This is a genomic window from Anabaena sp. PCC 7938, assembly GCF_049315035.1.
Taxonomy (GTDB): domain Bacteria; phylum Cyanobacteriota; class Cyanobacteriia; order Cyanobacteriales; family Nostocaceae; genus Anabaena; species Anabaena cylindrica.
Window position 1 is genome coordinate 1,539,956 of sequence record NZ_CP186034.1, and the last position, 19,440, is coordinate 1,559,395.

At 37.1% G+C, this 19,440-nt stretch carries 13 protein-coding genes and 1 tRNA gene; 9 read left to right on the forward strand and 5 right to left on the reverse strand.

All coding sequences use genetic code 11. From position 1 onward, the window contains the following. Window positions 1–74: 74 nt before the first annotated feature. From glcD to ACOWPH_RS07220, 5 genes are all read left to right on the forward strand, one after another. Window positions 75–1,544, forward strand: a complete 1,470-nt coding sequence (gene glcD / locus ACOWPH_RS07200; RefSeq protein ID WP_015214741.1) for a glycolate oxidase subunit GlcD — start codon at window positions 75–77, stop codon at window positions 1,542–1,544. Between the two features lie 244 nt (window positions 1,545–1,788). Further along, complete coding sequence (locus ACOWPH_RS07205) at window positions 1,789–3,027, forward strand: glycoside hydrolase family 10 protein (RefSeq protein WP_015214742.1); 1,239 nt, start codon at window positions 1,789–1,791, stop codon at window positions 3,025–3,027. Further along, window positions 3,027–3,623 (forward strand): hypothetical protein, encoded by a 597-nt coding sequence (locus ACOWPH_RS07210; RefSeq protein WP_015214743.1) that lies wholly within the window; start codon window positions 3,027–3,029, stop codon window positions 3,621–3,623. The genes ACOWPH_RS07205 and ACOWPH_RS07210 overlap by 1 nt, the downstream gene beginning before the upstream one ends. A 482-nt stretch (window positions 3,624–4,105) precedes the next feature. Beyond that, a complete protein-coding gene (locus ACOWPH_RS07215) occupies window positions 4,106–6,355 on the forward strand; it encodes a GAF domain-containing protein (RefSeq protein ID WP_042465984.1) in 2,250 nt (749 codons plus the stop codon). 62 nt (window positions 6,356–6,417) lie between these two features. Then, window positions 6,418–6,489, forward strand: a tRNA-Lys gene (locus ACOWPH_RS07220). A gap of 276 nt (window positions 6,490–6,765) precedes the next feature. On the opposite strand, the gene ACOWPH_RS07225 is transcribed toward ACOWPH_RS07220, so the two are convergent. The 3 genes from ACOWPH_RS07225 to ACOWPH_RS07235 form a co-directional block, all read right to left on the reverse strand. Next, window positions 6,766–7,227: a DUF29 domain-containing protein gene (locus ACOWPH_RS07225; protein ID WP_015214745.1), complete on the reverse strand. Its 462-nt coding sequence runs from the start codon at window positions 7,225–7,227 to the stop codon at window positions 6,766–6,768. Between the two features lie 142 nt (window positions 7,228–7,369). Beyond that, the gene (locus ACOWPH_RS07230) at window positions 7,370–7,684 is read right to left on the reverse strand and encodes a hypothetical protein (RefSeq protein WP_015214746.1); all 315 of its coding nucleotides are present in this window, start codon (window positions 7,682–7,684) and stop codon (window positions 7,370–7,372) included. Window positions 7,685–7,860: 176 nt separating this feature from the next. Continuing rightward, entirely contained in the window at window positions 7,861–10,968 is a 3,108-nt protein-coding gene (locus ACOWPH_RS07235; RefSeq protein WP_015214747.1) for a tetratricopeptide repeat protein, read from the reverse strand. Between the two features lie 586 nt (window positions 10,969–11,554). Here ACOWPH_RS07235 and eno point away from each other — a divergent pair. Further along, window positions 11,555–12,844, forward strand: a complete 1,290-nt coding sequence (eno, locus tag ACOWPH_RS07240) for a phosphopyruvate hydratase (RefSeq protein ID WP_015214748.1) — start codon at window positions 11,555–11,557, stop codon at window positions 12,842–12,844. A gap of 99 nt (window positions 12,845–12,943) precedes the next feature. On the opposite strand, the gene argC is transcribed toward eno, so the two are convergent. Continuing rightward, window positions 12,944–14,002: an N-acetyl-gamma-glutamyl-phosphate reductase gene (argC, locus tag ACOWPH_RS07245; RefSeq protein WP_015214749.1), complete on the reverse strand. Its 1,059-nt coding sequence runs from the start codon at window positions 14,000–14,002 to the stop codon at window positions 12,944–12,946. A gap of 257 nt (window positions 14,003–14,259) precedes the next feature. Here argC and ribBA point away from each other — a divergent pair, with 257 nt between their 5' ends. From ribBA to ACOWPH_RS07260, 3 genes are all read left to right on the forward strand, one after another. Next, a complete protein-coding gene (gene ribBA, locus ACOWPH_RS07250) occupies window positions 14,260–15,933 on the forward strand; it encodes a bifunctional 3,4-dihydroxy-2-butanone-4-phosphate synthase/GTP cyclohydrolase II (RefSeq protein ID WP_015214750.1) in 1,674 nt (557 codons plus the stop codon). Window positions 15,934–16,178: 245 nt separating this feature from the next. Next, complete coding sequence (locus ACOWPH_RS07255; protein ID WP_015214751.1) at window positions 16,179–17,495, forward strand: AAA family ATPase; 1,317 nt, start codon at window positions 16,179–16,181, stop codon at window positions 17,493–17,495. 4 nt (window positions 17,496–17,499) lie between these two features. Then, the gene (locus ACOWPH_RS07260) at window positions 17,500–18,168 is read left to right on the forward strand and encodes an RloB family protein (RefSeq protein ID WP_015214752.1); all 669 of its coding nucleotides are present in this window, start codon (window positions 17,500–17,502) and stop codon (window positions 18,166–18,168) included. A 222-nt stretch (window positions 18,169–18,390) separates the two neighbouring features. On the opposite strand, the gene ACOWPH_RS07265 is transcribed toward ACOWPH_RS07260, so the two are convergent. Further along, complete coding sequence (locus tag ACOWPH_RS07265) at window positions 18,391–19,407, reverse strand: choice-of-anchor A family protein (protein WP_015214753.1); 1,017 nt, start codon at window positions 19,405–19,407, stop codon at window positions 18,391–18,393. Window positions 19,408–19,440 lie beyond the last annotated feature (33 nt).

The window sequence follows — 19,440 nt, forward strand, 5'->3', positions numbered from 1 at the left end:
TCTGCGTGATAAAAAACCAACTTCCATAACCACACAAATAGCCTTAAAGTAAAAATAAACATCTACTATTGACTATGCTTACCCAAGATAAAAAACAAATCGACTGGAAACCCATCATCAAAAAATTTATTGCAGTTCTTGGAGAAAAAGGAGTAGTAAAACGCCGGGAAGAACTCCTCACTTATGAATGCGACGGCTTAACCAGCTATCGCCAAACTCCCCCAGTTGCAGTTTTACCGCGCACCACAGAACAAGTAGCTGAAGTTGTCAAAATTTGTAATCAATACTCCGTCCCCTTCATTGCCAGGGGTTCTGGAACCGGTTTATCTGGTGGCGCTTTACCATCAGAAGATTCGGTTTTAATTGTCACATCTTTAATGCGGCAAATCATCAAAATTGATTTAGAAAATCAGCTTGCAGTTGTTCAACCTGGAGTCATAAATAGCTGGGTGACACAAGCCGTTAGTGGTGCTGGTTTTTACTATGCACCAGATCCTTCTAGTCAAATAATCTGCTCAATTGGTGGGAATATCGCGGAAAATTCAGGTGGAGTACATTGTTTAAAATATGGTGTCACTACTAACCATGTTTTGGGTTTAAAACTTGTGCTTCCTGACGGTTCAATTGTTGATGTCGGGGGACAAATTCCTGAAATGCCAGGTTATGATTTAACAGGTGTATTTGTCGGTTCAGAAGGAACTTTAGGAATTGCGACAGAAATCACTTTGCGAATTCTCAAAAGTGCAGAATCTATTTGTGTGCTTTTAGCAGATTTTACCAGTGTTGAAGATGCAGCAGCAACTGTTTCCGATATCATCAGCGCCGGAATTATTCCCGGTGGGATGGAAATGATGGATAATATTAGTATTAACGCCGTTGAAGATGTTGTCGCTACTAATTGTTATCCTCGTGATGCAACGGCAATTTTATTAGTAGAAATTGATGGTTTAGAAGTAGAAGTTGCGGTTAATAAAAAGCGAGTAGCTGAAATTTGTCAAAAAAATGGGGCGCGAAATATCACGACTGCGAATGATCCCGAAACGAGATTAAAATTGTGGAAAGGACGAAAAGCAGCTTTTGCCGCTGCTGGACATTTAAGCCCTGATTATTATGTGCAAGATGGTGTAATTCCTCGGACTCAATTACCTTATGTATTAAATGAAATTGAGGCTTTAAGTCAAAAATATGGTTATCCAATTGCTAATGTATTTCATGCTGGAGATGGTAATTTACATCCTTTAATTTTATTTGATAATTCCGTGCATGGGGCATTAGAAAAAGTTGAAGAATTAGGTGGAGAAATTCTGAGACTGTGTGTGAAAGTCGGTGGTAGCATTTCTGGTGAACATGGAATTGGTGCTGATAAAAAATGTTATATGCCAGATATGTTTAGTGAAGCTGATTTAGAAACTATGCAATGGGTAAGACAGGTTTTTAATCCTCAAGGTTTAGCAAATCCTGGTAAGATTTTCCCTACTCCGCGCACTTGTGGAGAAGCAGCAAAGGCTTCAATTCAGCAGTTTCCAGGAGTGGAGAGATTTTAATTAATAAAGTATACGCTCATACAGTTTATGTGAAAAACCAAAATCAATATTTACGTAGGTTGGGTTAAGCGACAGCGCAACCCAACAAAAGTTTTGATAAAGTTGGGTGTTGGGTTTCCTTGCGTCAACCCAACCTACAGTTTTTATTGTTTATGAAAAAATATTGATATCATTACATAATCCTGATAAATATAATTTAATTTTGTAGTTATATTTATATGATCAAATTAAGTCTAGTTGCCAAATGAATAGGGTGTTACGCCGTTGTTTTTTGTTATTTTTGTGTTTAGGATTTGTATTCAGTTTAACAGGATTGCCAATTTATTCAAGTTTGATTTCTTCTCAAAAAAGTAGTTTGGTAACTACAGAAATTCGAGGTGTTTGGCTGACTAATGTTGCTAGTGGTGTGCTTTTTGTTCCTTGGGGTGTTGAACGAGCAATAAATCAATTAGCAGCACTCAATTTTAATACAATTTATCCGGTAGTCTGGAATAGAGGTTACACTTTCTACAAAAGTGATATTGCTAAAAATATTACAGGAGAAAAAGTTCAACCTTTGATGAATTTATTACATGGAAATGAAGATGTTTTAGCAAAGTTGGTAAAACTGGCAAAAAATAAAAATTTAAGTGTTATTCCTTGGTTTGAATATGGTTTAATGACTCCACCTGATTCTGCATTAGCAAAGTTATATCCAGAATGGTTGACAATTGGACAGGAAGGGTTAAACTCTGTTGATGAAAATCTACCGGAAGAAATTGATAATGGTGTGTTTAATCGCCAAGCTTGGCTAAATCCTTTGCACCCGCAAGTACAGGAATTTCTCAAAAGTTTAATTTTGGAAGTTGTGCAAAACTACAATGTAGATGGTATTCAAATTGATGATCATTTTGGAATGCCAGTACAATTTGGTTACGATGATTTTACCATTGAACTTTATCAAAAAGAACATTTAGGTAAAAGTCCACCGAGTGATCCTTTTGATGCTAAGTGGATGCGCTGGAGGGCAGATAAAATTACTAATTTTATGACCAAAATTAATCAGGAGGTAAAGGCAATTAAGCCTTATGCTAAAATATCTCTTTCTCCTAATTCCCAGTATTTTGCATATAAATATTATTTGCAGGATTGGGAAAATTGGGTCAAAAAAGATTTAGTAGATGAGTTGATTTTACAGGTATATCGAAATGACAAAAAATCATTTATTGCTGAAATAGAAAAACCTGCTATAAAATTAGCTCTGTCTAAGATTCCTGTGAGTATTGGTATATCAACGGGAACTTTAGCAAGTCCTGTGGATATTGATAGCATTAAAGAAAAGGTGCAAATTGTCCGTGATCATAATTTCTTTGGCTTTTCTTTTTTTTATTGGGAAAGTTTATGGAGTTACATGACACCCGAATCACCTCAAAGACGGCGTAAGGTTTTTTCTGAGATGTTTCCTACTAAAGCTTTTAAACCTTTAAATATAAAAAAACCGTGATGCAATTAGCATTTAAACATACTAAATATAGTTTTTTTTCATTTACCTTCCTGTGGACTTTTGCGACTTTGATTGGTTTTTTGTTAAGTTTATTTTTGATTGAGATTGGGGAAAAAGAATATATTGGTGTGATGGAGGCTACGATAGGTGGATTAGCGATCGCACTCCCACAAAGCTATATACTCAAACAGAAGATTTTTCCTTTAGGCTGGATCTTATCCACCCTCTTAGGTTGGGCGCTAATTGTCGCTATTGGTATAGGTGCTGTGGGTTGGTGTGTACCGTCAACAGAATTGTTACCTATGAGAATCTTCTTAGGAATTATTTCGGGAGGTACTGGCGGTTTTGTCATTGGACTGACACAATGGTGGTTAGCGATCCCCCAATCAGTTCCCTGGACATGGTGTTGGATGTTCGTAAGTTCGGCAAGTTGGGCAGTGGCTGTACCTCTTGGTTCAATTTTAGGGCTATCTTTGCGCCGCTTCACACGCTTGTTTTTCGGGGAAGTTGTCGGTTTAGTTCTTACCTGGCTGGTAGTGGGAATTTTGACAGGAATCAGCGCCTACAAATTGTTTAAAATCACACCTAAGTCCTAACTCTCATAGGACTTACGCACTCAGCCAAGTTGAGAACGGTAGAATAGGCGTTTCAACTTCTGAAGAGATTCTTCGCTGCGCTCAGAATGACAGTTTTTCGTTTCAGTGCGTGAGTCCTGTCTCAATGTATTCATAGAGTGGGGATGAATTTATAAAAATATGAAGAATTGTAACAAATATGAAGGATCATACTAGTTTATAATTAAGTATATGCAAGAATCTTAGAACATTATTAACAATAACTTCAGTATCAGCCCATTAACAGCATTATAGACGTATTTTAGGCTGTTACTAGGAATATTGGTGAAGTCTACTCCTATTAACTGGCTGATATTTTCGATTCATAACTAGAGAAAGATATAAAAATCCATGAATAAAATCTGAAAAATACTTTAGCTTTAGGCGCTAGGGATTATTTGTCACCAAAATTAATACCAAAGAAGCGCCTAGAAGAGTCAGCAACACCTAATATGGACTCTCGCATGAAAATAAATCCAGTTGAATCAATTTCCAATTTGACAAACTCAGTACTTCAGCAGGTTTTTTTCGGTACAGAAATAGATAAAAAAAGTAGTAGCGAGCAATTTCTACTCAGTATGTACGATTCTGTGCAGACATCTATATTTATCGTCGATGTTCTAGAAGATGGGGATTTTCGCTATCTAGCACTTAATCCTACCCATGAAAGGTGGCTAGGAATTCGCTCAGAGGAACTGCGGGGTAAAAAACCGGAGGATATTCTCTCTGCCATTGATGCGGCTAGAGTCCGTCAGCGTTATAGTGATTGTGTGCGCTTTGGCAAAACAATTTCCTATGAGCAATGTTTGCAATTTCAGGGTATAGATACTTGGTGGAGTACAACTTTAACACCGTTGCGAGATGCAGACTCTAGGATTTATAGACTGATTGGCACTAGTAGCAATATTACCCCCTCCAAACTAGCAGAACAAACAGGAATAAAACAAGCTGAAAGGGAACGTTTGCTAGAAGCTATTACCCTGAGAATTCGCCAATTTCAAGATTTAGAAACGATTCTCCAGCAGACAGTTAAAGAACTACGCCATTTATTAGAGAGCGATCGCATTTTAATTTATCACTTTGAGCCGGATAATGGTGGTGTGATTATTGCTGAATCAACAATTACGGCTGGTGATCCCCTACTAGGCAAAAAAATCAAAGATCCCTGTTTTGATACCAAACATCGAGAACGTTACAGACGCGGTTGTATTCATGTGGTTGAAGATATTTATGCCACCGGTTTGCATCCTTGTCAACGGGATTTCTTGGCTGCCATGCAGGTACAATCTAATTTAGTTGTACCAATTTTATTCCAACAAAAGTTGTGGGGACTTTTGATTGCTCAACATTGCCGAGAAAAGCGACAATGGCAACAGGGAGAAATTGATTTATTCAAACAAATAGCCGTTCAACTTGGTATTGCGGCTCAACAAGCAGAACTGCAACAACAGGTAAAAAATCTGCAAGAGCAACTAGAATTACAAAAGCAACAGCACGCATTTAAGTTTCATCAGGTGCAGAGTTTTCAAGCACTGCTACGACGGATTACTGAGCAAATCCGCGATAGTGTAGATGTTAATCAAGTGCTACAAACTGCAACCCAGGAATTAGCGCAATTATTGCAACTAGAACGATGTCAAATCGAACTGTATAACCCTTGCCAAACTTCAGCTACAGTTATTTGTGAATATAGTTCTAGTTCACCCCATTGTCAGGGATTAATGAGGAAGATTGCAGACTTTCCTGAAGTATATCAGCCATTATTGCAAAAACAACCATTGCAAACTGTGGAAATTCTACCGGGAAACTATCTCCAAGTACAGGTTGTTTCCCAATTAGCTTGTCCCATTTTTGATGCTCAGGGAATTTTGGGCAATATTTGGTTAATTAAGCCAACAGAGGCGATATTTGAGGAATTAGAGATATCCTTAGTACAGGAAGTTGCTAATGAATGTGCGATCGCAATTCGTCAATCTCAACTGCAAGAAAAAAACAAAGCACAGGTAAAAGAACTAGAAAACCGCGAACGTCACAAAAACGAATTTCTCAAAACCCTTTCTCAAGAACTCCGCACACCTGTTACCAGTATTAGCCTCGCTGCTCAAACTTTAGAAAGTCTGCTTACCCCAAACGGTATTATCGATCTAGAATTAGTCCCGCAACTGTTGCAGATTTTACATAACGAATGTGGACGCGAAAGCAAATTAATTAACGATTTGCTCACCCTCACCTATCTCAAAATTGAACCCGAACCCCCGACATTAATCGCCATTGACTTACAAACCTGGCTAACTCCCATTGTCGAGTCTTTTCGGGATGTTACCGATTGTCAGAAACAAAACTTAAACCTGAGTATTGAGGACAAACTTCCGCTTTTAGAAACCGACATCACCGATTTTGAGCGCATTATCACAGAATTGCTCAATTATGCTTGTAAATGCACCCCCGCAGGTGAATCAATCAAAGTCTCCGCTGACTTGAATGCAGACACAGTTGAATTAAAAGTCACTCATTCTGGTGTAGAGATTCCCAGTCATGAACTCACACAGGTTTTTCAGCCATTTTACCGCTTTCCTAACAATTCTCCCTGGAAATCCACCAACACGGGATTAGAACTGGCTTTAGTGAAAGCAATGATCAAACGTTTAAACGGCTCAATTCATGTTGAAAGCAGTAATATGCAAATCACTTTCACAATTAGATTCCCGCTGTAACCAGTTTTTTAACTGCAACACTAGCGCCAGCGTCAAAAGTCTGATATCATGAGTCCTAGTGTGGGTGAGTAGCTCAACGGTAGAGCAGTTGACTCTTAATCAATTGGTTGCGGGTTCGATTCCCTCCTCACCCACTAAACGCTATCAAGTCATTAAGAATATTCTCTCATGTAGGGTGCGTTATGCTGTCGCTAACGCACCATTAATATTATTTGGTAATTAATCAATATTTAGTTGTGTACGAAGATCATCTAGTGGTGACTCTGGTAATTTAGGGGGATTTGATCTTTCTAGGTTATTACCAGATTAATATGAAGCTGCATAAAATAATTAAACGCGGATAAAGACAGATAAATCAATGGATTTCAGAATTATGTGCAACCTCACATAAAATTGGTATTAGAATACATTTAATCAGGTAAAAAATCTTTATTTAAACATTCATCTGCACTAAAAGGAGACTCTACTGGAAAGTTATCAATTAACAAACCTGTTTCTATAGCTGCTTGTTGACGTGCATCTTGATAGCATTCAGAGAATGTTTCTAAAAAATATTTTTTCAAACTAGGACTATCTTGTAAATTTTTATTTAATCTCCGTCGATGTTCCAAGATAGTAGAAAGCCAACTATTAGTACGTTTTTCTGGCTGATATTTATATTTCAGCAGGTGCATTAAAAGCACTACTAAATTACTTTCTAATGCTCTTTTTTCACTTCTTCCCATGCTTTCGATTTCTTCAATCAGATTTTCTAAATCAACTTCTGCCAATTTCCCTGCTTTTAATTGTTTGGCTGTTGTTTCTATCCACAGGTAAAAATCTTGTTCGTAAAGATTAGCGTTTGTAGTTACTGTTGGTTGATGTGTTGTCATATAATTGTTTAAACTCTTGATGATTAATTAATCATTTGCCATTCACGAGCATCTATAAATAAGGATAGATGTTTAACATTAGTAGTAGCAACTAATTTATTCATGGTAATTTAGAGCAAGTCTAAAAGGGATTTTCATCAATTTATTGACGCAAATATTCCCAAGTTTCTGTTTGTTCTTGTTGTTCTCCTTCTTCTAGCCATTCTTTTGTTAATTGTTTAAGTGCTTGATGTTGTTGATTTAAGAGTTGTTGCTGTTTTGCATCTATTTCTTGTTGATTATGGTTTAATAAATCTGTTTTAAAAGTAACGCTTTCTCGAAATACTCGCATTATCTGTAGTAAGTTCGGCCAATATTCTTTAGGTGTGGTTTGAATTTCGTGTAAAATTTCTGTCAAATAATTTTCTTTGGTGGTATTAGTGACTTCAGGTTTATTGATTAAATTTGGTTGAGACATAGTTATTTATTCCTCATAATGCGGATAAAGCAGGTATTCGGGATATTTGTATAATTATAGCAATTTTTTATTTATTTCCTGTGGGTACTTTCCAATCTTCTATTCATATCATAAGAAGATTTAGGTTTTGTTTCGCGCAAAGGTGCAAAGGAGCAAAGACGCAAAGGAAGAGAGGGTTATTTTTTGCCAAAGCCTTTAGGTTTGTTTTGAGAATTGCCTTTTTTAGATTTGTGTTTAAAATTGGGTAATTCGCTTTTGGCAGATTTCAGATAAGTGCGAATCATTTCTAACTTTTTTATAGACTCAATAGTAGTTGTATGTTTTGAACCTAACTGTTCCTGATAAATATCTAGAGACTGCTTTAAAAAATTTTCTGCCTTCTTGAAGTCTTGCTGCATAAAATAAAGCATAGCTAAATTATTTAAATCAATGCCTATTTCATGATGTTTATCTCCCAGAATTCTCTTATCTATTTCTAAGGCTTGCATAAAGAGTCTTTCAGCATCATTATAACGTCCAGTTGTTAAATAAATTCCTCCTAAATTATTGATATTGGTAGCTACATCTCGATGATGTTCACCTAGCAATTTTATGTTCATTTCCAAAGATTCATAATAAAATTTTTCAGCCTCATCATATCTGCCTTGTGCTTCATATATCATTGCTAAATTGTTGATAGTAAGTGCAACATCAGGATGTTCTTTCCCTAATGAAGCTTTGTAAATTTTTAATGCTCTCTCACATAAAGTTTCAGCTTTTTTATGGCGGTTAATAGAATGATATAGTAATGCTAAATTATTTAGTGATTGAGCAAACAATGGATGTTCATCACCTAATAATTTTTGCCTGATGTCTAACGCCTCTTTATGTAGCTTTTCAGATTCTTTATATCTACCTTGTTGATGATAAAGCTCTGCTAAATTATTCAAATAAGATGCTAAGTCTGGGTGGTTTTCTCCTTGAAAATATTTATGAGAATCAATGACTTGTAAATATATACATTCAGCCTCACTGTAGCGACTTTGACTTTTGTATAGTAAGCCTAGATTGCCCATTATATATATCATTTTAATTGCTACTTCATTTTCTCCTTCTGCTCGAAAGCCTTCTAATATTTTGATAGCTTTGATATATAAATCTTCTGCTTCACTATAGCGATTCTGTGCTTCATAAATAAGTGCTAATTTACTCCACAAATCCTCTAAGCTACTTAAAATAGTAGTGAATTCGTCTTTTTTCCTTTCCTGAGAATATTGTACAAGCAATGCTAAAGACTCTTTACATACCATTTCAGCTTCACTATATTTACCTAAATAGTAATAAATTACTGCTAATGTTCTAATAAACTCAGATACATAGAAACTATTTATTTGTTGTTCTTGCGGATATTTAATTATTTTTAACGCTTCTTTGCATAAATCTTCTGCTTCGCTGTATCGTCCCTGTTTACATGATGTTTCTGCTAAATCGTGAATACTAATTGATAGAGATGGATGATCTAAACCATAGTATTGTTTTGTTAAAAATAAGCACTTGTGATAATATAATTCAGCCTGTTTATATAATCCTTGAGATATATAAAATTTAGCTAATCCTCTCAAAGTCCTAAACGATAAATTATCATCAAATTTTTTACAATATTGATGATTCTCTACTTCAGCTATATGAGGTATAATAGGAGAAAATTTATTAACTTGCTGAATAGTCAGTAATTTATTAAACTGTTTTGCTATATCAACAATCGTATGCACAAATCCTTGTTTAAAATCATCTACTTTCTCTAAATATTCAAGTTTATCCCGCAAAAATTCCCGAATTAATGGATGTACTCTATAACTTCCTTGACCTGTACGTTCCAATAAATTAAAATCTAATAAATCTCCTCTAGCTTCTTCCACAATATCTAAATCAATTTCTTCATTTTCTGAAACTGGTAAATTTTGATAAGCCTGTTTTACCAACTCCCAAGGAATATCAGCCAACGCAAATAAACTCAACATACAGCCTAATTCTTGGGCGTTTTCATCTAAACGTTCCCAACTTAACTCAATGGCATCATTTAGCCCTAGTTTTGCTGTCATTGTAGCGTCGGCTTCAGTAATTGATTTGTGCCTCAGCCGCTTTTTCTCTAGTAAAGAGAACATTGTCTTTAATGACAAATCTGGATCACGATCTAAATAACGTCCAACTAATTCTAAACCCAAAGGTAAATAACCCAACCAACTACATATTTTTTCAGCAATTTCTAATTCTTGTTCAATGCGTTCAGCACCAACCAACGACTTTAATAAATCTAGTGCTGGCTGTGGTTGGAGTGTTTCAAGTTGCAAATCTGCAAATGAACTTCCTAACTTTTGTCGTCTGGTAAGAAGTATTGTAAATTGTGATGATTCTGGTGGTAGATAAGGTTTAATTTTTCCATAGTCGGTGACATCATCTATTACTATCAGCCATTCACCAGTTTGCCAATTTCGCCAACAGTAATTTAACTGTGTTGGTATATCCCAATCTTCTGGCGGATTCAAATTTAAAAAACTTCGGGCAAAACTAACTATTGGTCTGGCTATATCTCCCTCTCTACTATCTAACCAACAAACACCACCTGTAGAGATATTTGATTTATTCTCTCGACAATTTTGTAAATGTCTTAATGCGTATTGTTTAGCAAATTCTGTTTTACCTACTCCACCAATTCCCACAATTACAGCAATTTTGCGTCCATGTTGTTGCTGTAAAAGTTCATCCAGCTTTTTAACTTCGTCTTCACGTCCAACAAATTGTAAAACCCCGTTAGGAGGAATATTTTCATAAGCTAAAATTTCTGCACTATTAGTATTAAATCCCTGGTTTCCAGAAAACAGAAAATTTAAAGCCTCATATCGCTTTGGTAGTTCTTCCAGTTTGACAAAGTTTACAGGTTCTTCAATTTGAAACTGGGTGTCATAAATCCAAAATTCATCAAAATTGCAGAGAATAACATATCGAGGTTTTGGTTTTAATTCATTCCAATATTCAAAAACCTGTTGATGATGTTTTTCTAGCTTTTCACCACGGCTTTTCATTTCTAATAGTAGTCGTGGTCGCCATACCAAATCTGCGAATTTTGTATGTTGTCCGTCTGGCTTAATTCGATACTCTAGTTTTGCACCTGCTTCAATACAACCCCGGTGTCCAAATGCTTGGAAAAGTTTAACGCAAAATTCCTGTCCTTCACCTTTTTCATAGCCTTTGAGGGAACGAGCAAAATTGATGAATTCTTGGATTTTGCCAGGTGTATCGGTCATAACAGGACTTTTATGATGGAGTTATTTATATTATTCCCTTTTTTATGATGCGATCGCTCTCTAGTCACGTTAACTTCACAAGAGCGATAGCGAAGCGCGACCTAGGAATGGCATTTCTTATGCACTGAAATTTCCTAATCATAAACTCTACTTCGATGTGCAATAATAACAAACATTAGTCTGAATCAGGATTTTCAGGATTTGAGGATTTTCAAGATTTTATATATAAATATTAAAAATAGCCATTGATGTATTCAAGATAAGTGAATTATCAATAAATTATCCTGTACATCCTTTAATCTTGTAAATCCTGATTCAGACAAATTTGTTGACGAATTTCTACTGTATCCATAAATAATCTCTGAAATTTTAAGCAAATCGTAACGTAATTAGCTGTGATTGTAGATGTAGTAGTAATCTGTGTTTTGTTTCTTACCCAGTAAAGCAACTCCAAGCCTTCGCTATTGGAAATCTTCTTTAATGTCAGGCGATTTTGCCTCGGAAACGCCTATGCTAACGATTGGGTTAGGACTAAACTGTAAAGTCTTATCCCTTAAACACCATAGAAACGAAGGACAAAACACGAATGACTGCATTTCTAGATACCGCTATTGAAGCAATTGTATCCCGCGAAATCCTCGACTCACGGGGTAAACCAACAGTGGAAGCGGAAGTACATTTGGCTAATGGTGTTGTCGGACTAGCACAGGTTCCCAGTGGTGCTTCTACAGGCACATTTGAAGCCCACGAACTGCGGGATGATGATAAAAGCCGTTATGGAGGTAAAGGGGTACTCAAGGCGGTACAGAACGTCAATGAGGTGTTAGCACCAAAATTGTTGGGTTTGGATGCTCTCAATCAAGAAGCCTTAGATAGAACGATGATTGCTTTGGATGGTTCACCTAACAAAGCGAATTTGGGTGCAAATGCAATTTTGGCGGTTTCTCTGGCTGCTGCAAAAGCTAGTGCTGAGTCTTTGAATGTTCCCTTATATCGCTATTTGGGCAGTCCTTTATCAAATTTGCTACCTGTCCCTTTGATGAATGTGATCAACGGTGGAGCGCACGCTTCTAATAACGTTGATTTTCAAGAGTTTATGATTGTACCTATTGGCGCTCCTTCTTTCAAAGAAGCTTTGCGCTGGGGTGCGGAAGTGTTTGCAACTCTCAGCAAGGTATTGGATGAAAAAGGTTTGCTGACTGGTGTAGGTGATGAAGGTGGTTTTGCGCCTAATTTGGAATCTAATCAAGTTGCTTTAGAATTGCTGGTAGCGGCGATTAAAAAAGCTGGTTATAAGCCTGGGGAAGAGGTGGCTTTGGCTTTGGATGTGGCTGCAAGTGAGTTTTACAAAAATGGCCAGTATGTCTATGATGGCAAACCCCATGCACCAAGTGAGTTTGTTGATTATTTAGGACAATTGGTGGATGAATATCCAATTGTGTCTATTGAAGATGGGTTACATGAGGAAGATTGGCAAAATTGGCAATTACTAACTCAGAAGTTAGGCTCAAAAGTGCAGTTGGTTGGTGATGATTTATTTGTAACTAATGCTACTCGCTTACAAAAGGGCATTGAGCAAAAAGCAGCTAACTCGATTTTGATTAAGTTGAATCAAATTGGTTCACTGACTGAAACTTTGGAAACCATTGATTTGGGAAATCGCAACGGTTTCCGGTCAGTTATTAGCCATCGTTCTGGTGAAACTGAAGATACCACGATCGCTGATTTGGCTGTGGCTACTCGTGCCGGTCAAATTAAAACCGGTTCTCTATGTCGTAGTGAACGGGTAGCAAAATACAACCGCTTACTCCGAATTGAGCATGAATTGGGCGATCGCGCTATCTATGCTGGTACTGTGGGTTTAGGACCGAAGTAGGTGACAGGTGACAGGTGACAGGTGACAGAAAGAGGCAGAAGGTAGAAGGAAGATAAATAGTCTTCCCCCTGTTCCCTGTTCCCTGTTCCCTGTTCCCTGTTAAGGATAAAATCCGACTTTTGGCAACCCCAAGGTTTCATCCCAGCCTAGCATCAGGTTCATACATTGAATTGCTTGTCCTGCTTGACCTTTAATCAGGTTGTCGATGGCTGACATGACGATAACGCGACCTGTGCGGGGGTCAACTTCTATGCCTATATAGCAAACGTTACTACCGCACGCCCATTTTGTTTGGGGGTAAGTGCCGCTATTACAAATTTTCACCCAAGGGGAATTACGGTAAAAGGCTGTGTAAATTGTAATCAAGTCATCACGGACTAATCCAGGATCGCGCAGTGAGGCATATACAGTTGCCAAAATTCCCCGCACCATAGGAATTAAATGGGGTGTAAATTGGACTGTTACTTCGTGTCCGGCTAAATCGCTGCAAATTTGCTCAATTTCTGGTGTGTGGCGATGTCTGCCGACGTTATAAGCGCCGAGAGAGTTATCTGCTTCGGCTAATAAGAGGTTAACTTTAGCTTGTCGTCCACCGCCAGATGTGCCTGATTTAGCGTCAATAATCGCTGTTTCCGGGACTATTAAGCCTTGTTTGAGCAGTGGTGAAAGTGCCAGTAAGCTGGCTGTGGGATAGCAACCGGGACAACCTATAAGTTGAGCTTCGGCGATGCGATCGCGGTACAATTCTGGTAAACCATAAACTGCTGTAGCGGCAACAGTGCGATCGCTCCTTTGAGTTCCATACCAATTTGTATAAGTTGTCAAGTCACTGAATCTATAATCTGCACTTAGATCCAGTACTTTGCATCCTTTTTCTATCAGTTGAGGAGCAATTTCGCAAGCTAGTCCGTTGGGTAAGGAAAGAAACACGACTTCACAACGACTAGCAATTATTTCTGGGTCTACTGCTTCAATTTTTAAGTCAACTATATTACCGAAATGGGGGTAAAGGTCAGCAAATGATTTGCCGGCGCTGCTTTCACCACCTAAATAAACCAGTTCAACTTCTGGATGATCCATCAGGAGTCGGACTAGTTGGACTCCGCCATAACCTGACGCGCCAACAATCCCAACTGGTACGCGTCTTAAATTACCCATGATCTGAAATCCTTATCCGATGAATGTTAAATCGTTCTTAGCTATCCACAATATCAGGAGTTTAGGAGTATGGCTTACGCCACCCTATCACCATCAAAATAAATATTCTCCCATTTTCCCAATCCCCATTTTCAGCATTAAAAATCTTCGTCATTTTTATTGAATAGTTGCTCGTCTAGTTCCGTGTCCAATAAAGAGGCTACAATTTATAATAAGAAATTGTAAAAAAAATTTACGTTGGTAGCTGGAAATTTTCTGTGTCACAGCCTAAGACTAGCCAAGCTTTTGAATTTGATTCGATAGATGCCGCTTTGGCCGACCTCAAAGCAGGTCGTGTCATTGTGGTAGTAGATGACGAAAATAGAGAAAATGAAGGCGATTTAATTTGTGCCGCCCAATTTGCCACACCTGACATGATCAATTTTATGGCAGTGGAAGCTAGAGGGCTAATTTGTCTAGCCATGACAGGCGATCGCTTGGATGAACTAGACTTACCATTAATGGTAAGTACTCTGACAGATACTAACCAAACTGCCTTCACGGTCAGCATTGACGCTGGCCCCCATTTAGGTGTCTCCACCGGCATTTCAGCGGAAGACCGCGCCCGTACTATTCAAGTGACTCTTAACCCAGCCACAAAACCGGAAGAGTTACGCCGTCCTGGTCATATTTTCCCACTGCGAGCTAGGGCAGGAGGTGTCCTGAAACGGGCAGGACATACGGAAGCAGCAGTGGATTTAGCTCGATTAGCTGGATTGTATCCCGCCGGGGTCATTTGTGAAATTCAAAACCCTGATGGTTCAATGGCGCGGTTAACGCAGTTAGTACAATATGCCCAAAATCATAAGCTAAAAATTATTAGCATTGCCGATTTAATCAGTTATCGTCTCCAAAACGATCGCTTGGTATATCGAGAAATTGTTACCAAGCTACCGAGTCAATTTGGTCAATTTGATATTTACGGCTATCGTCACACCCTAGATAATACGGAACACGTCGCAATTGTCAAAGGAGATCCTGCAACTTTCCACGATGATGCCGTCATGGTGCGAATGCACTCAGAATGTCTAACAGGTGATGCTTTGGGTTCTCTGCGTTGCGATTGTCGAATGCAATTGCAAGCAGCATTGAAAATGATTGAATCTGCCGGTCAAGGTGTTGTTGTCTACCTGCGACAAGAAGGGCGGGGTATTGGTTTAGTTAATAAACTCAAAGCCTACTCTTTACAAGATATGGGACTGGATACAGTCGAAGCAAATGAGCGTTTGGGCTTTCCAGCTGACTTGCGGGACTACGGTATGGGAGCGCAAATGCTGATGGATTTAGGCATTAAAAAAATTCGCCTAATCACAAATAACCCCCGTAAAATTGCTGGTGTCAAGGGTTATGGTTTGGAAGTGGTGGATCGTTTACCTTTGTTAATTGAGGCTAATGATTACAATTCCTATTACCTAGCGACGAAAGCAAAAAAATTGGGGCATATGTTGTTACAAAGTTATCTGGTGACAGTAGCTTTGCATTGGGAAGATGACCCGCAATTAGTGATCAAACGCTATGAAAGGTTAGAAAAACTGCGCCATTTAGCGAAAACGAATGATTTATTATTACAGGAAGAAGCTCGTCCATTAGCGATCGCACTATTTGATAAACCATCTTTAACTGTACACTTGGGTTTTGACCAAGCCAATGTGGCTGAATCAAATTGGTATCAGCAAAATGGTCATCCTTACCTGCAAGCAATCTGCCAAATACTCGATGAACTAGTCAACTTACCCTACATCCACAAGCTAGAATTTCTCATTTCTGCCGGTAGTGATCCCTTGAGTAATTTGCAAGTACAACTAGATCGGCAGCATTTCTCCCATGATACACCACCATCATCGTTGAGCGATCGCTTGGAAACACAGCAAATTTACAGCTTCAGTAAATAATACTTCCTTAATTTCAACACATTTATCAAGCCTGTAGGGGCGGGGAAACCCCGCCCTCCATTGTATTTTAGGCAAACAGAGTTATGTAATTACTACTTCTGTAAGCTTGGTAATACCGCAAATAGAAGTTTATTGTTAAGCTAAATTACCATAAGCTAAACATTAGCAAGTCAAAAACTAGTACAGTTTTTACTATTTATAAGAATTTGCGGGTTATGTATAAATAATCAACTAAGAATAGAGTCATGATTGTAGAATTCAGCGTAGAAAATTATCGTTCAATACAGGAAAAGCAAACATTGAGTATGGTAGCTTCTGAAGATGAACACCTCTTGGATAGTCACACTTTTCCTATGCCGAATAATGAGGATTTACGCTTAGTTAAGAGTGCTGTAATTTATGGTGCTAACGCTTCAGGTAAAAGTAATTTATTACTCGCCATACAAACGCTAATAAATTTGATTGTCAACTCAGCTAGTAAGATGCAAACTGGTGAACCATTACCTGTTGAACCATTTATACTCAACAGTGAATCTGCCAAACAACTTACCACATTTGAAGTAATTTTTATTCATAAAGGTATGCGTTATGAATATGGAATTTCTTTAAATCAAGAAAGAATTTATGAAGAATGGTTAATTGCATATCCAAATGAACGACAACAAAATTGGTTTTCTCGAAAATATCTGCCAGACAATCTAGAATTACAATCAGATGAAGGTTATGAATGGTCTTTTGGTAGAGGGCTGAAGGGAGAGAAAAAAATTATTAGAAGATTTGTCCGATCTAATTCTTTATTTTTATCTCATGCTGCACAAAATAATCATCCTCAATTAAGAGAAATATTTAAATATTTTAGTGAAAAAATAAATATTCTTAAACCTAGATATACCGATATAGGTTTTTCCCTTGGCATTTTAAATAAAGATAGTTTTTTAAAGGAGAAAGTTGCTAAATTAATAACAGAGGCAGATACTGGTATTTCAGATGTCAAGATTCAGATTGATCCTAGATTGACATCCGAAGACTTAAGTAAAATGCATCCTGCTCATCTTCAATTTATTAGCCGAAAAGCTGATCTCCAATATATGGCTGAAGAAACCATTGATACTCTTGAACAATCTGATATTGTAACAATTCACAGAATGAATGATTCTGATCAAGAAATAGAATTTGACATAGCAGACGAATCTACAGGAACACAACGCTTATTTGAAATAGCAGTATATTGGTTATATGTATTGCAAAATGGAGAAATATTAATAATAGATGAACTAGAAACAAGTCTTCATTCAATGCTTTCTAAAGCATTAATAAAAATGTTTAATGATCCAGAAATAAATAAAAACAATGCTCAATTAATATTTACAACTCACGATACTACGCTTTTGAATGACGAAATATTTAGACCTGATCAAGTCTGGTTTATAGAAAAAGATAAAAGTATGACTAAACTATATCCATTACTAGATTTTCGACCTCGTGAAGATGAATCTTTACAAAAAGGTTATCTACTAGGTCGCTATGGTGCTATTCCTTTTATTAATGGGTTAAGTATCTAAATCTATGCAAAGGGGAAAGTCTACTAATAATTTAAGACGAAGTTCAAAAAATCAAGAATCTAGAAGCTATTTTTTGATTGTAGTTGAAGGTCAAGAAACAGAATATAACTATTTTAAGTCTCTGAAAGAAGAATTAAAATTACCACCAACAACTACAATTAAAATAGCTCCAGCTTCTGGTGGTGATCCTCTTGTGATAGTCACTGAAGCCTATAAATTATATCAAGAAAACCAGGAAAAAAGCAAAACAGGTAATACTATCAAATTTGATCAAGTTTTTTGTGTATTTGATGATGATAATAAACCAGAGAAATATAAAAAGGCTCTCAAGGCTGCAAAAGAATATAATTTTACATCTATAACATCAATACCCTGTTTTGAATTTTGGTTTTTACTACATTATTGTTACACTACCAGTCCATTTAGTAGTTACAAAGAATTATCTCCAAAGCTAGAAACTGAAATGAGAAAAGCAGCTATCCTTAAAAAAGGAGAAACTTATAATAAAAGTGATAAATTTTTATATCAAAAGCTCAAACTAAATCAAGAAAAAGCAATTGATCATGCTATTCAACTAGAACAAAAACATCCTAATGAAGATGGATGTACAAACCCATCTACAAAAGTACATATTCTAGTTGATAAACTGCAAAAACAAAAAAACTTTGAATAAGCAGTTATTTAGCAGTTATTTATTAGCAGTATTAACTGTTTATCTCGTTCCCATTCTCCGACTGGGAATGCTATTAAAAGGCTCTGCCTTCCTTTAGTGAAAGATAGCAGAGCTTTCTACAATTCATTCCTATTAGAAATCTGGTGAAAAAGATTGTAAAGACGTTCCATGGAACATCTGTACAAGGGTTTTAATTCATGCACATTTAACTCTCAAAGATGTCTAATAATTAACCATACTTGCCAACTTGGAAAAAATTTGAGAACGGCGCAAAAATATGAATAAAGTTCCTAAAATCAATAGCCCTAAAGTGTTACCTGGTTCTGGAACTTTGTTAACAACAGGTTCTTCCGCAGGAGGATTCCAATAGTGAGGAGGTTCTGGATCTGGTAAATTAGGAAGAATTCCTGTAAATGGTACATTGTGAAATTCGCCGCTACCAGACAATGAAGAAGCAACTAAAGTACCTTCCACATTACCATTAGAAAAATTAACGTTAGCTTTGGTAGCAAGTACACTACCTTGGAATGAGAACCCAGTTGTTGTTACTTGAGTTGCGTCCACAAAGTTGAACAAAACATTTTCCTTATTAACACCTGTCAAATCGCCAAAACCCTTGATATCAACGCTGTTTCCTAAAATATTCAGCACTACAGTAGAATTACTACCTACGCCTTGCAAATTGAAGTAACTGCTGCTAGAAAATTTGGAACCATCAATCGTAAAAACATTCAAATCACTATTGCTTCCCTGAAGGTAAATTCCGCCCCATTTATACTCTGTAGTATTTGTAGAAACTAATCCACCCAAGTAATTAGAAAGATTGGTTAACTCTGAGCGTGCAGCATTAAAATCAATCGGCTTACCTGAACTAACACCACAATTAGGAGAGCAGTTAAAATATACAGGGGTGTTAACAGTACCACCAACAACAGCATTACCACCAAAAACCTGACCATTATTGTAGGTTAAATTGCCACCTACTACCAGTCGAGTATCTGTGCCATTAGAATTACTGAGACGGTCAGCAATTCCAAAATTAGTCAATGTTGCATTACCACCAACAGCTACACGACCTTCAGAATCTGAGCTTTGATTCATATCTCCAAAGACAAAAACATTATAGTTTTGCGCGATTCCTAAATTAACAGCCATAGCTGGTTTTATTAAACCTGTTATGGCAACTGCTGCCAAGGATAGAGGAACCAATGCAAATGTCGTTTTAAATCTTTTAAACATTAAGATTATGATTTTAGATAGCTACAATACCAA

Excerpts from the sequence above, each read along its gene's own strand:
- ACOWPH_RS07235 (WP_015214747.1), bottom strand. The coding sequence starts at position 10,968 with ATGACCGATACACCTGGCAAAATCCAAGAATTCATCAATTTTGCTCGT.
- glcD (WP_015214741.1), top strand. The coding sequence starts at position 75 with ATGCTTACCCAAGATAAAAAACAAATCGACTGGAAACCCATCATCAAA.
- ACOWPH_RS07210 (WP_015214743.1), top strand. The coding sequence starts at position 3,027 with ATGCAATTAGCATTTAAACATACTAAATATAGTTTTTTTTCATTTACC.
- ACOWPH_RS07205 (WP_015214742.1), top strand. The coding sequence starts at position 1,789 with ATGAATAGGGTGTTACGCCGTTGTTTTTTGTTATTTTTGTGTTTAGGA.
- argC (WP_015214749.1), bottom strand. The coding sequence starts at position 14,002 with ATGGGTAATTTAAGACGCGTACCAGTTGGGATTGTTGGCGCGTCAGGT.
- ACOWPH_RS07255 (WP_015214751.1), top strand. The coding sequence starts at position 16,179 with ATGATTGTAGAATTCAGCGTAGAAAATTATCGTTCAATACAGGAAAAG.
- ACOWPH_RS07215 (WP_042465984.1), top strand. The coding sequence starts at position 4,106 with ATGAAAATAAATCCAGTTGAATCAATTTCCAATTTGACAAACTCAGTA.
- ACOWPH_RS07225 (WP_015214745.1), bottom strand. The coding sequence starts at position 7,227 with ATGACAACACATCAACCAACAGTAACTACAAACGCTAATCTTTACGAA.
- eno (WP_015214748.1), top strand. The coding sequence starts at position 11,555 with ATGACTGCATTTCTAGATACCGCTATTGAAGCAATTGTATCCCGCGAA.
- ACOWPH_RS07265 (WP_015214753.1), bottom strand. The coding sequence starts at position 19,407 with ATGTTTAAAAGATTTAAAACGACATTTGCATTGGTTCCTCTATCCTTG.
- ACOWPH_RS07230 (WP_015214746.1), bottom strand. The coding sequence starts at position 7,684 with ATGTCTCAACCAAATTTAATCAATAAACCTGAAGTCACTAATACCACC.
- ACOWPH_RS07260 (WP_015214752.1), top strand. The coding sequence starts at position 17,500 with ATGCAAAGGGGAAAGTCTACTAATAATTTAAGACGAAGTTCAAAAAAT.